The sequence below is a fragment of the Streptomyces sp. NPDC057002 genome, assembly GCF_042673825.1.
In the GTDB taxonomy this organism is placed as follows: domain Bacteria; phylum Actinomycetota; class Actinomycetes; order Streptomycetales; family Streptomycetaceae; genus Streptomyces.
In genome coordinates, this window is sequence record NZ_JBHURZ010000007.1 from 254,780 (window position 1) to 268,779 (window position 14,000).

General features: G+C 72.2%; 11 protein-coding genes. 6 read left to right on the forward strand and 5 right to left on the reverse strand.

Going from position 1 to position 14,000, the window contains the following annotated elements; all coding sequences use genetic code 11:
• The first annotated feature begins 5 nt into the window (after window positions 1–5).
• Window positions 6–1,007: a ScbA/BarX family gamma-butyrolactone biosynthesis protein gene (locus tag ACFT32_RS32215; RefSeq protein ID WP_382496691.1), complete on the forward strand. Its 1,002-nt coding sequence runs from the start codon at window positions 6–8 to the stop codon at window positions 1,005–1,007.
• A 72-nt stretch (window positions 1,008–1,079) separates the two neighbouring features.
• Here the strand turns inward: ACFT32_RS32215 and ACFT32_RS32220 are convergent, their stop codons facing one another.
• The 4 genes from ACFT32_RS32220 to ACFT32_RS32235 all read right to left on the reverse strand — a co-directional run bounded on the left by ACFT32_RS32220 (window position 1,080) and on the right by ACFT32_RS32235 (window position 5,253).
• Window positions 1,080–2,648, reverse strand: a complete 1,569-nt coding sequence (locus ACFT32_RS32220; protein ID WP_382496324.1) for an MFS transporter — start codon at window positions 2,646–2,648, stop codon at window positions 1,080–1,082.
• A gap of 27 nt (window positions 2,649–2,675) precedes the next feature.
• A complete protein-coding gene (locus ACFT32_RS32225) occupies window positions 2,676–3,374 on the reverse strand; it encodes an HAD family hydrolase (RefSeq protein WP_382496325.1) in 699 nt (232 codons plus the stop codon).
• 132 nt (window positions 3,375–3,506) lie between these two features.
• Window positions 3,507–4,205: an HAD family phosphatase gene (locus ACFT32_RS32230; RefSeq protein WP_382496327.1), complete on the reverse strand. Its 699-nt coding sequence runs from the start codon at window positions 4,203–4,205 to the stop codon at window positions 3,507–3,509.
• Window positions 4,206–4,260: 55 nt separating this feature from the next.
• Window positions 4,261–5,253, reverse strand: a complete 993-nt coding sequence (locus ACFT32_RS32235; RefSeq protein ID WP_382496329.1) for an aldo/keto reductase — start codon at window positions 5,251–5,253, stop codon at window positions 4,261–4,263.
• Between the two features lie 356 nt (window positions 5,254–5,609).
• Between ACFT32_RS32235 and ACFT32_RS32240 the strand changes: the two genes are divergently transcribed.
• From ACFT32_RS32240 to ACFT32_RS32255, 4 genes are all read left to right on the forward strand, one after another.
• Window positions 5,610–6,620: a beta-ketoacyl-ACP synthase III gene (locus tag ACFT32_RS32240; RefSeq protein WP_382496331.1), complete on the forward strand. Its 1,011-nt coding sequence runs from the start codon at window positions 5,610–5,612 to the stop codon at window positions 6,618–6,620.
• A 68-nt stretch (window positions 6,621–6,688) separates the two neighbouring features.
• Window positions 6,689–6,928, forward strand: coding sequence for an acyl carrier protein (locus ACFT32_RS32245; RefSeq protein WP_020272690.1), 240 nt, complete (start codon window positions 6,689–6,691; stop codon window positions 6,926–6,928).
• The gene (locus tag ACFT32_RS32250) at window positions 6,928–8,160 is read left to right on the forward strand and encodes a beta-ketoacyl-[acyl-carrier-protein] synthase family protein (RefSeq protein WP_382496336.1); all 1,233 of its coding nucleotides are present in this window, start codon (window positions 6,928–6,930) and stop codon (window positions 8,158–8,160) included. The genes ACFT32_RS32245 and ACFT32_RS32250 overlap by 1 nt, the downstream gene beginning before the upstream one ends.
• Window positions 8,161–8,259: 99 nt before the next feature.
• Window positions 8,260–9,033 carry a thioesterase II family protein gene (locus ACFT32_RS32255; protein ID WP_382496338.1) on the forward strand — a complete coding sequence of 258 codons (774 nt, stop codon included), beginning with the start codon at window positions 8,260–8,262 and terminating at the stop codon, window positions 9,031–9,033.
• On the opposite strand, the gene ACFT32_RS32260 is transcribed toward ACFT32_RS32255, so the two are convergent.
• Complete coding sequence (locus tag ACFT32_RS32260; RefSeq protein WP_382496340.1) at window positions 9,010–9,828, reverse strand: BTAD domain-containing putative transcriptional regulator; 819 nt, start codon at window positions 9,826–9,828, stop codon at window positions 9,010–9,012. The genes ACFT32_RS32255 and ACFT32_RS32260 overlap by 24 nt on opposite strands.
• Before the next feature lie 257 nt (window positions 9,829–10,085).
• Between ACFT32_RS32260 and ACFT32_RS32265 the strand changes: the two genes are divergently transcribed.
• Window positions 10,086–13,934 (forward strand): type I polyketide synthase, encoded by a 3,849-nt coding sequence (locus ACFT32_RS32265; RefSeq protein WP_382496342.1) that lies wholly within the window; start codon window positions 10,086–10,088, stop codon window positions 13,932–13,934.
• Window positions 13,935–14,000 lie beyond the last annotated feature (66 nt).

A 14,000-nucleotide genomic window follows, 5' to 3' on the forward strand; every position in this document is an offset into this window, starting at 1 on the left:
CCGTGATGGCCGAGACGGACAGCGTCGGGACCGCGCTGCGTGCGCTCACATACGAGCACACCGTGGCGAAGGCGCTCGTACACCGCCGGGCGCTGTCGGAGGTGTTCCTGACCGACAGCACGGCGGTCGACGACAGCCACTTCGTGGCCGGGGCGCAACTGCCGCCGTCCCACGCCTACTACACCGACCACACGACCTGGTCCGCGGTCGATCCGCTGTTCCTGCTGGAGTGCTGCCGCCAGGCCGAGACTCACGCCGTGCACGCGCACTTCGGGGCGCCGGCCGGCACCAAGTTCGTTCTCCAGCAGTGGTCGATGGAGCTGCCGGGCCTGGCCGCGCTCGAGCCGGCCCACGGGCCGGCCGAGGTGACGATCGCGGTCACGACGCACGACGCGCAGTGGGTCGGCGGCTCGCTGCGCGGTCTGCGGTACCGCATGGCGATCACCGTCTCCGGGCAGCCCGTGGGCGAGGTGTCCATGCGCGTGAAGTACGTCGCCGACAGCGTCTACGGGATGCTGCGCGGCCGCCGGGACGGCGGCGGCACCCCGACGTCCGAGTCCTACCGGCGGCCGGCCACGGAGGGCCTCGTGGAGCCCGGGCGCGTGGGCCGGGAGCGGCCGGAGAACGTGGTGCTGCTCGACCCGGTCACCGAGGGCCGGCAGGTGCGGGCACGGCTGCTGGTCGCCGGCGGGCACCCCAGCCTGTTCGACCACGCCCAGGACCATGTGCCCGGCATGGTGCTGATGGAGGCGGGACGACAGACGGCCCTGCTGGCCGCCGAGGAACTCTTCGGGGCCCCGGCGGCGTCGTGGTCGGTCACCGGCCTCGAGGCCTCCTTCGACGCCTACGCGGAACTCGACGAGCCCCTGACGGTGGTCGCCGACGGCCACGGGCCGGCGGACACCGTTGCCGGGGCCGTCTCGATACCCGTGACGTTCGAGCAGGGCGGGCGGAGTGTTGCCCGGGCGGCCTTCACGCTGGAACGCGGCGGCGGCGCCCGACGGTAACCGCGAAGGGGCGGTCCGGACCCCCTGGGGGTCCGGACCGCCCCTTCGGAAGGGCGTTCTTTTCGGAGGGACTTACACGTCCTGGGCGTGGGAGGACGGGTCCAGGTCGCGGTCGCGGACCATGGTGAAGATGGCGACCGCACCGGCGAGGGCCACACAGGCCAGCACCACGTAGACGACGCTCCACCCGTGCTGGAGACCCTGGACCGCCCGGTCCACCAGATCCTGTCCGCCGCTCTCGCGCACGGAACCCAGACGGCCCTGGACCACGTCGTCGGCCATCGCACCACCGGCGCTGTCTCCGCCGCCCGACAGCTGCTGACGGGTCGAGGTGAGCAGCAGCCCGCCCACACACGCGACGCCGATCGTCTCGCCGGCGACCCGGAGGGTGTTGAACATGCCCGACGCCATACCGCTGCGCTCGGCCGGCACCACGCTGACCGCCGCGTTGTCCATGACGCCGAAGGCGAGACCGATGCCGACACCGGCCAGCAGCAGCGCCGCGTACAGCCCCGTACGGGACGACACCGGGTCGGTGAACGTCATCAGCAGCAACGCGACGGCCAGCACCGCCGGCCCGACGGCGAGCAGCAGCCGCACCGACAGCAGCCGCACCAGCGTGCCGGTGAACAGCGGCAGGATGAAGACCGGCAGCGTCAGCGGCAGCAGCATCGCACCGGACATCGTCGACCCCGCGCCGCCCGCGCCCTGGAAGTAGGGCGGCAGGTAGACCAACAGGGCCGCGAACGCGAAGACGATGCTGACCGGCTGCCAGATGATGGCGACGAACGTGGGGCGCCGCAGCAGGCTCAGGTCGAACATCGGCTCGGCGACGCGCAGTTCGACCACGACGAACAGGGCGAGGAAGAGTGCCGCACCCGCGAAGGAACCGAGTGTGACGACTCCGCCCCACCCCTGCGAGGGCCCCTCGACGAAGCCGAGGGCGAGCAGCATGAGCGCCAGGGTGAAGGTCAGCACCCCGGGCAGGTCGATACGCCGCGCCCCCGGGTTCCTCGACTCGGGCAGCGGCCGGGCCAGGACGAGCACGACCGCGCCGAGCAGGACGTTGACCAGGAACACGGCGTGCCAGGACGCCATGCCCACCAGCAGGCCGGACACGAACGGCCCCATCGCCAGGCCGAAGCCGATCGAGGCGCCGAAGATGCCGAAGGCCCGGGCGCGGGCAGCCCCGCTGAACGTGTGGGCGAGCAGCGCGGAACCGCTGGTCAGCACCGCTGCCGCGCCCATGCCCTGAACGAAGCGCGCCAGGTCCACGAGCAGGATGGTGGGGGCGGTGCCCGCGACGAGCGAGGCCAGCGCGAAGACGGTCGTGCCGCTCAGGAACAGGCGGCGGCGCCCGAAGAGGTCGGCCGCTGAACCGGCCGCGAGCATGAAGGCGGTGAACGCCACGTTGTAGGCGTTCAGCACCCATTGGGTGGAGGCGGCCGAGGCGTGCAGCGCGCCGGACATGTCGGCGAGGGCGACGCCCGGCCCTGTGACGGAGATGGGCAGCATCACGGCGGCCAGGGCGATGGCCACCAGCACCCGCGTGGGGCCGACGGCGCTCTCCGCCCCGGGGGCGGTCTCCGCGGGATCGGTCCTGGGGGGTGACAGCTCGGAATCAACGGGTGACTGGGACATCGGAACCTTTGGGGGAGGGGGAGTTTGTCAGAGCCGGGTGGCCGGCGAGGCCGCGTCCTGGGCGGTGAGCAGAGCGCCGAGTTCCGCGAACGTGCTCACCCGCGCGTCGATGAAGGACCCGAACGCCGACACGTCGTCGTCCGAGAAGACAGCGCCGCGCATCAGCACCGTGCGCAGCCCCGCGATCTTGGCCGCGCGCAGGGCGAGCGGGGAGTCGTCCACCAGCAGCCACTGCCCCGGATCCACCTCGCCCTCGGTCGCGAGAAGCGCCGCGTAGGTGTCGGGATCGGCCTTGGAGGCGTGGTCGAGCGCCACATAGTCCTCGGGCCCGAACAGGCCGTCGAGCAGCGAGCGACGCGCGGTGGTGCGGTCCATCGTGGAGAACACCCGCAGCCGCACGCCCCGCGCCCGCTGCTGTGCGCAGAACACCTCCACGTCCTCGCCGAGGGCCAGCGGCGTGCCCTGGACGGAGGTCAGCGACCTGAGCGCGTCGATCTCGGCGTTCAGGTGCTGCTCGATGCCGAGGCCCGCGAACAGCACACGCAGGCTCTCCCGTTGGGGAAAGGTGCTGATGGCCTTGAACTGCGTGACCGTCGCCTCGATGGGCAGCTCGGTGTGGCGGTTGATGCCCTCGTGCAGGGCGAGCAGCAGCAGGCTCGACGCGTTCAGGCTCAGCACTCCGTCGAAGTCCAGCAGCACGGTCTGCGGGGAAGCGGCGCGGTCCAAGGCGTAACTCCTGGGTGGGTGAGGGAGGCGCGGCCGGAGGGGCCGGGACCGCGCGGGGCGGGGGAAGGAGGGGCCGGCGGTGCCGGACGGGCCGGGTGGCGGCCGGTCCGGCACACGGGACGGCGCGTCGGCTCAGTCGCGCCAGACGGAGTGCGCGGCGGCCTCGGCGTCGAGGGTGCGCAGCAGCTCCTCGTCGATGGAGTGCAGCGAGTCGACGATGTGCCGGGCACCGCTCTCGCGCATCAGCTGCGGCTGGAAGCTGTGCTCGAAGGAGCTGGGGTGGCCGATGAAGGGGATGTCGAGGGCCTTGGCCACCTCCGCCACCCGGGCCACGTCGTCGATGAACAGCACCTCGTCGTGCTTCAGCCCGAAGACCTCGGTGGTGATCTCGCGCAGGCCGGGGCGGAAGTCGTTGGTGCAGACGTAGCCGGGCTCGTCGAAGAGGTCGGCGTGCTCGCCCAGGAAGTGGTCGAAGTGCGACTTGGCGAGGCCGCCGTAGCTGACCGTCTTCAGACCGAGGCCGCGCAGCCGGCGCAGCAGGTCGATCGCGCCGTCGAGCAGCTCGACCGGGTGCTCGCGGGTGTACTCCTCCCGCTCCTTGAAGTAGACGTCGATCGCCTCCTGCGCGGTCCACGGGACGCGTGCGGCGTTCGCCATGCCCTGGCCGCCCACCAGCTGCGGCTGGGAGAAGATGCTGCGCTCGACGTCGGCGGTGTACTCGCCGCCACGGCTGACGATGAAGTTGTGGATGACGGGGCTGAACGTGTCGTTCAGCAGGACGCCGTCGATGTTGACGGCGGCCAGCTTGAGCTGCTTGAGCTTGTCTGCCATGGGATTCCTCGTTACATCGGGGGTTGGTGGTGGAGGGGTAAGAGGGGCGGGCCGGTCAGTGGCCGACGGTCGCCATGCCCGCGGGGTCGTAGCGCTCGCCGGAGACGACGTCGTGGGGCACCGCGGCCGACACGGCGGCCAGTTGCTCGTCGGTGAGGCGCAGTTCGGCGGCGGCGACGTTCTCGCGCAGGTAGCCGATCCGACGGGTGCCCGGAATGGGGACGATGTCGTCGCCCTGAGCCAGCAGCCAGGCCAGCGCGAGCTGGACGGGGCTGCAGCCGTAGCTCTCGGCGAGCTCGCGGAGCCGCTCGACCATCCGGATGTTGCGCGCCAGGTGCTCCTGCTGGAAACGGGGGTGCGAGTGCCGGAAGTCGGTGGGGTCCAGGTCCTCGGGCCGGCTGATCGCACCGGTCAGGAAACCCCGACCGATCGGCGAGTACGCCACGAGCGAGGTGCCCAGCTCCCGGGCCACCGGCAGGACCTCCTGCTCCACCTCGCGGGTCCACAGCGAGTACTCGGTCTGCAGAGCCGCGATGGGGTGCACGGCGTGCGCCCTGCGCAGGGTCTCCGCGGTCACCTCGGAAAGACCCAGGTGCCCGACCTTGCCGGCCCGCACCAGCTCCGCCATGGCTCCCACGGTCTCCTCGACGGGGATGTCGGGGCTCTTGCGGTGAAGGTAGTAGAGGTCGATGTGGTCGACGCCCAGGCGCTGCAGCGAGGCGTCGACGGCCTGCCGGCAGTACTCCGGGCTGGAGTCGATGTTCCGGCCCTGCCTCGGGTCACTGTCGTCGCGCCGGATGCCGAACTTGGTCGCGAGGACCACCTGGTCGCGGCGGCCCGCGATGGCCCGGCCCACCAGGCGCTCGTTGTGGCCCTTGCCGTACATGTCGGCGGTGTCGAGCAGCGTGACCCCGCCGTCCAGGGCCGCCTGAAGGGTCGCCAGGGACTCGGCCTCGTCGGTCGGGCCGTAGAACTCCGACATCCCCATGCAGCCGAGACCGATCGCGGAGACCACCGGACCGTCGGTTCCTATCCTGCGTTGCTGCACTCAGTTCTCCTCGTGCGCGGTCGTGAGCCGGGTCGTGTGAAGGGGTGTCCGGAGCGCGTTCCGCCTGCACCGCGGGGCAGGCCGCCGCCGGACGCCTTCCATGCTGGCAACGCGTACTTACGCACCGCTCATGTGCCGCTCACGGCCGGCGTGAGCGGCACATGTGCCCTGCGTGGGCCGGTGGTGAGGGAAAGCGGAGCACGCGTTGCCACAGTGAGACCTCCGAGAGGCGCCGGAGCGCATCGGTGCACCACGACACCAGCCAGGAGGAACAACGCAGTGACGGCTACGACAGCGACAACGGCTGTGGCTGACAGCAGCACCTCGAGGACGTCCCGCGCCGCCGGGGACGCCGGATGACCGGCACGGACCGGGCGGCGGTCGTCGCCGGCCTGGGAAGCTGGGTCCCGCCCACCGTGGTCACCAACGACGACCTCGCCCGGCAGCTGGACACCTCGGACGAGTGGATCAGCAGCCGGACCGGGATCCGCCGGCGCCATGTCATCGAACCGGGCGGATCGACCGGGGACCTCGCCGTCGAGGCCGGACGCAGGGCCCTGAAGTCCGCCGGCGAGGAGCGGGCCGACATCGTCGTGGTCGCCACCAGCACTCCGGACCGCCCCTGCCCGGCCACCGCGCCCGAGGTCGCCGACCGGCTGGGCCTCGGCGGTGTCGGCGCGTTCGACATCGCCGCCGTGTGCACGGGCTTCGTCTACGCCCTGGGCACGGCGGCCGGTTTCATCCAGGCGGGCTTCGCGCGCTCCGTCCTGGTCATCGGGGCGGACACGTTCTCCACCATCCTCAACCCGGCCGACCGTACGACCCGGGCCATCTTCGGGGACGGCGCCGGAGCGGTGTACCTGCGCGCCGGCGAGGCGGACGAGCCGGGCGCCCTGAACGGGCTCCACCTCGGCAGCGACGGCGGCCAGAGCGACCTCATCCAGGTCGCGGCCGGCGGCTCGCGGCAGCGGTCCACCGGCCTGCCGGCCCCGGCGGAGGCCGCCTACTTCACCATGGAGGGCCGCCCGGTCTTCGGGGAGGCGGTGCGCCGCATGGCGGCCTCCGTGACCACGACGGCCGAGGCCGCGGGCTGGGCCGTCGAGGACATCGACAAGGTCGTCCTCCACCAGGCCAACGCCCGCATCCTGGCGGCGGTCGCCGAACGCGTCGGCCTGCCGCCCGAACGGTTCCCCGCCAACATCGAACGGGTCGGCAACACCGTCGCCGCCTCGATCCCGCTAGTCCTGGCCGACGCGTCGGCCGACGGCGAACTGCGCCCCGGCCAGCGCGTCGTGCTCGGCGGCTTCGGCGGCGGTCTCACCTGGGGGTCCGTGGCGCTCGAATGGCCGGACATCACGGCGGTCTGACACCGGCTCACCCCCGCCCTCCCTCACCACCCATCGCATCCCCACTCATCACACCAAGGAGAAACACCATGCAGGCGATCGCGGAGCGGGTCTCGGTCCTTCTCTCCGACCAGTTCAAGGTCAAGCCCGAGATCATCGCGTCCGAGGTGACCCTCGGCAAACTGTCCTTCGACTCCCTGGTCCTGATCGAGCTCGGCCTCGTCCTGGACAAGGAGTTCGGCGTGGAGATAGCGGACGGCGAACTCACCGAGGAGCACACCCTGGACGACCTGGTCCAGCTCCTGTCGGCCAAGGGAGCGGCGGTCTGATGGCGCACGGTCGTACGAACGCCATCGCCGTCACCGGTCTGGGTCTGGTGACCCCGGCCGGAATCGGCGTGGCCGAGAACTGGGAGCGGGTGCTGTCAGGACGCTCCTGCGCCACACGCGACCCCGCACTCGGCGAGCTGTCGGTGGACTTCTCCTGCCGGGTACCGGGCTTCGACGCCGGTGAACTGCTGGGCGGCTTCGCCGGCTGGCAGCTGGAGCGCTTCGTCCAACTCGCCCTCGTGGCCTCCCGGATGGCCGTCACCGACGCCGGATGGGACTCCACGACCTGGGACGGCGCCCGGGTCGGGGTGGTCCTCGGCAACTCGCTCGGCGGCCCCGCCACCTTCGCGGAGCAGCACGACACGCTGCGCGAGCGCGGGCCCGACAAGGTCTCGCCCCTCCTGGTGACGAAGTACATGCCGAACATGGTCGCCGGCTATGTGGCGATCGACTGCGGTGCCCGGGGGCCGAGTCTGGTCACCGCCACCGCGTGCGCGTCCGGCGCGACCGCCATCGGCACCGCACGCGACCTGCTGCGCTCCGGCGTCTGCGACATCGTGCTCGCCGGCGCCAGCGAGTCCGCGCTGACCCCCACGGTGATGGCCGGGCTGTGCAAGATGGGCGCCCTGTCCAAGTCGGGGGACGCGCCCGAGCACGCGGGCAAGCCGTTCGACGCGGAACGGGACGGCTTCGTGGCCGCCGAGGCGGCCGGCGTGCTCGTCCTGGAACGGGAGGCGGACGCCCGCGCCCGGGGCGCGGAAGTCCGCGCCCTCGTCAGCGGTTACGCGTCCTCCTCCGACGCCCACCACGCCACCGCCCCGCACCCCGACGGGGAGGGCATCGAGCGAGCCCTGCGCGCCGCCCTGGCGGACGCCGGCGTCGCCCCCTCGGACGTCCGCCACGTCAACGCGCACGGCACCGCCACCGCGATGAACGACCTCGTCGAGGGCCGGATGCTGCGCCGTGTCCTGGGCGACACGCCCCTGGTCACGTCGACCAAGGGGGTCACCGGCCACGCGCTGGCGGCCGCGGGCGCCATCGAGGCGGCGTACACGGTGCTGGCCGTGCAGCACGGCACGGTGCCGCCGACGGCGAACCTGAAGAACCCGGACCCGGCCATCGAGCTGGACGTGGTCAGCGGCGAACCCCGCACCACCCCGGTGGACGTCGCCGTCAGCACCTCGCTGGGCTTCGGCGGCCACAACGCCGCGCTCGTCATCACAGCGGCCTGAGTCCCACGGCAGGCCGGGCTCTCCGGGCCGGGAACACGCTCCCGGCCCGGAGAGCCCGCGTCGTGCGTGACCGCCGCGCCGACCCACCAAGGAATGAGCATGCTTCCCCACTCCGAAGACTGGACGCACGTGCTGCGTCCCTCGGCACGGCGCGGCAGCCGCATCGTCGTCTTCCCGCACGCCGGCGCGGGCCCGCAGCGCTACTCGGGCGTCCTGGCCGGACTGCCGGACACGGTGGAGGTGGTGGGCGTCACACTGCCCGGGCGAGAGCGGCGCGCGGACCTCGCACCCCGTACGACCGTGACCGCCGCCGTGTCGGGCATCAGTCGCGGACTGCGCGACCTCGCCCCCGCCCCCACCGTCTTCTACGGGCACAGCTTGGGAGGACTGTTGGCGCTCGCCGTCGCCGACGCGGGCGGCGGGCGCTGCGACGGCCTGGTCGTGAGCTGTTCCCAACCGGGCGCCCGAAGCCGGCCGCGTCCGGAACACCCGAACTCCGTCGCCGAGTTGGCCGAGATCCTCGCGACCCACCGGCTGCCCGCCGACGCCCTGCGCGATACGTCCCTCAGCCCCGCGCGGCAGGTCCTGGCCCATGACCTCGCACTCGCGCGGGACGCGCTGCGCGCCGTGGAGCCCCTCCGGCTCAGCGTGCCGGTGACCGCGCTGGCCGGCACGGACGATCCGCTCGTCCCGCCGGACGTGCTGCCGCTGTGGGCCCGCTTCACGTCGGGCCCGTTCCGTGCCCGGCTCGCCCGGGGCGGGCACTTCTTCCCCTTCACCCCGTACGGTCAGGGCGTCCTGCTCGAAGAGCTCGTCGCGACCCTGACGGCCGCTCACCGAGCGGGACCGCTACGCCCCGACAAGGTGGGGTGAGCGGTCGTCCAGGAAGGTGTGCTCCAACGCGTCGTCACAGTTCAGGATCTGCTGCTGGAGGCGACGCAGCCGGTGCGAGGGCTCCAGGCCGATCCCGTCGGTCAGCGCGGCACGCAGGCCCTGATAGGCCGCCAGCGCGTCGTTGCGGCGCCCGGAGAGGTACAGCGCCAGCATCAGGTACTCGTGCAGCACCTCGTCGTAGGGATTGAGGGCCACGAGGGCGTGCAGTTCGCCGATCACCTCGGCGTAGCGGCGCAACCGCAGGTCCAGGCCGACGCGCTGGCTCAGCACCGCCTTGCGGTCCTCCTCCAGCCGTAGCACGTGCGGATGCAGCACGGGTCCGGCCGGCACATCGGCCAGGGGCGCGTCCCGCCACAGCTTCAGCGCGTTGTTCAGCTGGGCCGACGCCTGCGACAGATCGCCCCTGGCCTCCGCCTCTCCCGCCGCCGAGACGAGCCGGTGGTAGCCGACGATGTCGAACTGCTCGCCGGGGACTTCGAGCCGGTAACCGGTGGCCTCGGTGATCAGCGTCTCCTTGGGGAGCCGGTCCGAGGGCCCGCCGTCGACGGCGCGGCCGATGCTCTTGCGGATCTGCATGACGCAGTTCTGGATGCCCGTAGAGGCGCTCATGGGCACGTCGAGGCCCCACAGTTCGCGCTCGATGGCGGCCCGCTGCACCACGCGCCCTCGGTTCAGGATGAGCACGGCGAGGAGTTTCCTGGCCTTCAGCGCCGTGGGGACCACCGACACACCGTTCATGGTCACGCGCAGGGGACCCAGCACTCTGGCGATCATCCGTCCTCCTCCTGAGCTTCTGTGTAGCGGTTTATCAATGGACTGTAGCCCATGTTTCTACCGGTGTCGTTCGAGGGGTCGGCGCCCTACGGGGGGTAACGGCAGGTCACCAACCTTGCGAACCGGGCAAAAAGTCGTCCGTAGCGCGATCGTCTCCTCCTGTTCACGGAGTCGACTGGAAGCCAAATTTGGTCTCTGGTGTACTTTTGGATCCTGACACCACATCACTTAGGGGGGACCTGGTGCAGCAAGGCGGCATGCCCGAAATCGCGATCGTCGGGATGGGATGCAGATTTCCCGGAGCGCGTGGGGTGCGTGAGTTCCGGCGACTGCTCGAAGCCAACACCGACGCCGTCACGCCCGTACCGGAGGACCGGTTCGACGTACGGCGGTACCACTCCGCACAGCCCGGTGAACCGGGCACGACCGTCTCGCGGCACGGCGGGTTCATCGACGATCTGTACGGCTTCGATGCCGCCTTCTTCGGCATCGCCCCGCGCGAGGCGCTGGCCATGGACCCTCAGCAGCGGGTCCTCCTCCAGGTGGTCTGGGAAGCGCTGGAGGACGCGCACATCCTCCCGTCCTCGCTGGCGGGCAGCCGCACCGGCGTGTTCGTGGGACAGGCGACCGCCGAGTACGGAGACCTGGCGGAGTCCGGGGGATTCCAGGACGTGCACGGCATGGCCGGCAGCCGGCTGCGGACGATGACCGCCGGGCGCCTCTCCTTCGCCCTCGATCTGCGGGGCCCCAGCCTGGTGGTCGACACCGCGTGCTCCTCGTCCCTGGTGGCCGTGCATCTCGCCCGGCAGAGCCTGCTGACCGGAGAGAGCGACATGGCCGTCGCCGCGGGAGTCAACGCCGTGCTCTCACCGTCCGACGCCGTCACCTACTCCCAGGGCGGCATGCTCGCTCCCGACGGGCGCTGCAAGTTTGCCGACGCCTCCGGCGACGGCTTCGTACGCAGCGAAGGAGTAGGGACGGTCCTGCTCAAGCGCCTGCCCGACGCGCTGCGCGACGGTGACCGGATCCTCGCCGTACTGCGGGGCAGCGCCGTCACCAACGACGGCCGGGGCAGCGGAATGCTGCTCCAGCCCGCCGTCTCCGGACAGACAGAGATGATCCGCTCCGCCTGCCGCAGCGCCGGCATCACCCCGGACCAGCTCGACTACGTGGAAGCGCACGGCACCGGCACCCCGGTCGGCGACGACGTCGAACTGCGCGCCCTCGCCGAGGTGTTGGGCGAGGAAGCCGAGGGAGAGCGGTCCCGCCCGCTGCTCATCGGTTCCGTCAAGACCAACATCGGGCACGCCGAAGCCGCCGCAGGGATCGCGGGCCTGATCAAGACCGTGCTCATCGCCCGGCACCGCACCATCCCCGCTTCACTGCACCTGCGCACTCCGCACCCCGTCCTGGCCGAGGGCACCGCCCCCCTCGAATGCGTCGCGCGCAACACCCCGCTCGTGCCCGGCGGCCGGGCCGCGCTCCTGGGCGTCAGTTCCTTCGGCCTCTCCGGCACCAACGCCCATGTGATCGTCGGCGAGTACGTGCCCGAACCGGCCCACGAGCCGATACCGGAGCCGGCCGCCCCGGCAGGCGAGGAGCCGCAGTTGCTGCTGCTCAGTGCCCGCACTCCGGCGGCCCTCAGCCGACTCGCCGCGCGCCACGCCGCCTTCCTGGAGGGCCGAGAGGGACGCGCCTTCGCGCTGCGGGACATCTGCCACGCCGCCGCCACGCGCCGTGACGCCCACCCTCACCGCCTGTGGGCGGTCGGCCGCACCCATGACGAACTCGCCGCCGCTCTGCGCGCCCTGGCCGCGGGCGAGGAGACCCCGGACGGAGGGACGGCCGACGCCGGCTTCACGGGTGACCGCCGGATCGCCTTCGTCTTTCCCGGGCAGGGCTCGCAATGGCTCGGGATGGGGCGCCATCTGCTCGCCTCCGAGGCGGTGTTCCGGCACACCCTGACCGAATGCGACGCCGCCGTCCGGGAGGAACTGGGGTGGTCGGTCATCGGCCTGCTGACCGGCGAGGGCGAGGACGCATCGCCGCGGGAGCTCACCGACGACGTCGCGGTGGTGCAACCCCTGCTGTGGGCCATGCAGGTGTCGCTGGCCGCGCTCCTGCGGGCCAAGGGGGTCGACCCCGGCCTCGGTATCGGGCACAGCATGGGCGAGGTGGCCACCGCCCAGGTCTGCGGTGCGCTGTCGCTCAGGGACGCCGCCTCGGTCATCTGCCGGCGCAGTTCCCTGATGCAGCGGCTGGCGGGGCGCGGCGCGATGCTCGCCGTCGAACTCGACGCGCTGAGCGCAGCCGACGCCGTGGCGTCCTACGGCGACGCGGTGTGCGTCGCGGCGGAGAACGCCCCGAGGAGTACGGTCCTCGCCGGGGACGCACGCGCTCTGCGGCGTATCGCCGAACGCCTCGAAGCCGAAGGGGTGCAGAGCCGGCACGTCAAGGTCAACGTGGCCTCCCACTCCCCGTACATGGCGGAACTGCGGGACGACCTGGCCGGCGCCCTCGCCCACCTCGCCCCGCTGCCCGCCCGCACCGCGATGTTCTCCACCACCCGCTGCGAGCCGGTCGACGGGCCCGAGCTGGACGCCGCCTACTGGGTGGACAACCTTCGCGAGCGGGTGCGCTTCGTCGAGGCCGTGCGGGCTGCCGCCAAGGAGGAGACGGTGTTCCTGGAGGTCGGCCCGCACCCGATCCTCGTCCAGTCCGTCGCCGCGGTCCTCGCGGAGCAGGGCGCCGAACCGGCCGCCGTGGCCACCCTCAAGCGCCACCAGGACGACGGCGAGAACATCACCCGGGCGCTCGGGCAGCTCTTCGCCCACGGCGGACGCGTCGACTTCGGCCGCTTCTTCCAGGGGACCGCGCCCCACGTCCCGCTGCCGACGTACGCCTGGGACCAGGAGCAGTTCAGGAAGGATCCGGCTCCCGCGGCGACGCCCGCGGGGCCGGCCGAGCATGTGCGGGAGGTCGAGCTGCGCGAGCTGGGCCTGGACGACCTCGGGGAGAGCGTCCGCACGCGAGGCGGCGCGGCCGTCGTACCGCCGGTGCTCTACTTCAAGGCCGTCCTGCGGGCGGCGGGCGGCATCGCGCCCTGCGATGAAGGCGTGCTGGAGGACGTCGAGTTCGGGAGCCGGCCCCTGGAGCTGGAGCGGGCGCGCGACGCCGCGGTACGTGTGGGCCTGGCGCCCGCCGCGCAGGAGGGGACCTTCGTGTTCACCGTCACCGCGGTGCGCACCCCGGACGGCGCCCGGGACGGCGAACTGTGCATGACGGGCAGGTTCCGCGCGGCCGGTGGGAGCGTGGCGGCGGAGCGGCAGGGCGGGGAGCTGCTGGACGACGGCCTGACCCGGTGCACCTCGTACGTGCCGGCGGGCGAGTTCTACCGCCGCGCCCAGGGCCGCGGCTACACCATCGACGCCTCGCTGCGCACCGTGGCCCAACTGTGGTGTTCCGAAGGCGAATCGGTGGCTCGGATGCGCCGCGCCGGGGCGGGGGCGGCCGGACTCGAGGCCGGGCTTCTGACGATGCTCGCCGCGTGGCCGCACTCCACGGGCGCAGGGGGAAGGCCGGACGGCTACGTGCCGGTGTCCTTCGGCCGCGTCCTGGTGCGCGACGAGGAGGCGGTCGGCCGGGACCACTGGTGCGTGGCCCGCTTCACGCCCGGCGACGGTACGGACGACGCCCGCTGCGATGTGTGGCTGACGGCCGAGGACGGCCATCTGATCGCGGAGTTCCGTGACATACGCCTGCGCGGGCGAGCGGTCGGCTCCGCACCCGAGACGGCCGACGGGGCCGGGGTGGCGGAAGCCCCGGCGCCGGCTCCCGCGACGCCGACCGCCCCTCCCGCGATCGCCGCCCCCGGGCCCGCCCTCGCGGCCGACGACGTGCTGAAGCAGGCCGCCACCGTGCTCGGCCTCTCGGCGACCCGGCTCGATCCCCGCAGGCCGCTGCGGACCCTGGGGCTGGACTCACTGCTGGCGACCGAGCTCAGGGTGCGACTGCACCGCACGGCGGGTGTCGACATACCTGCCACCCGGCTGCTGGGCCGCGAACCCATCGGTGTGATCGCCGCTTCCGTGGCATCCGGGACCTGACGTCATGGGCAAACCAAGACCATGACTCATAGATGTACCGTGGTATAATTTTTGGGGGCCAGGGGG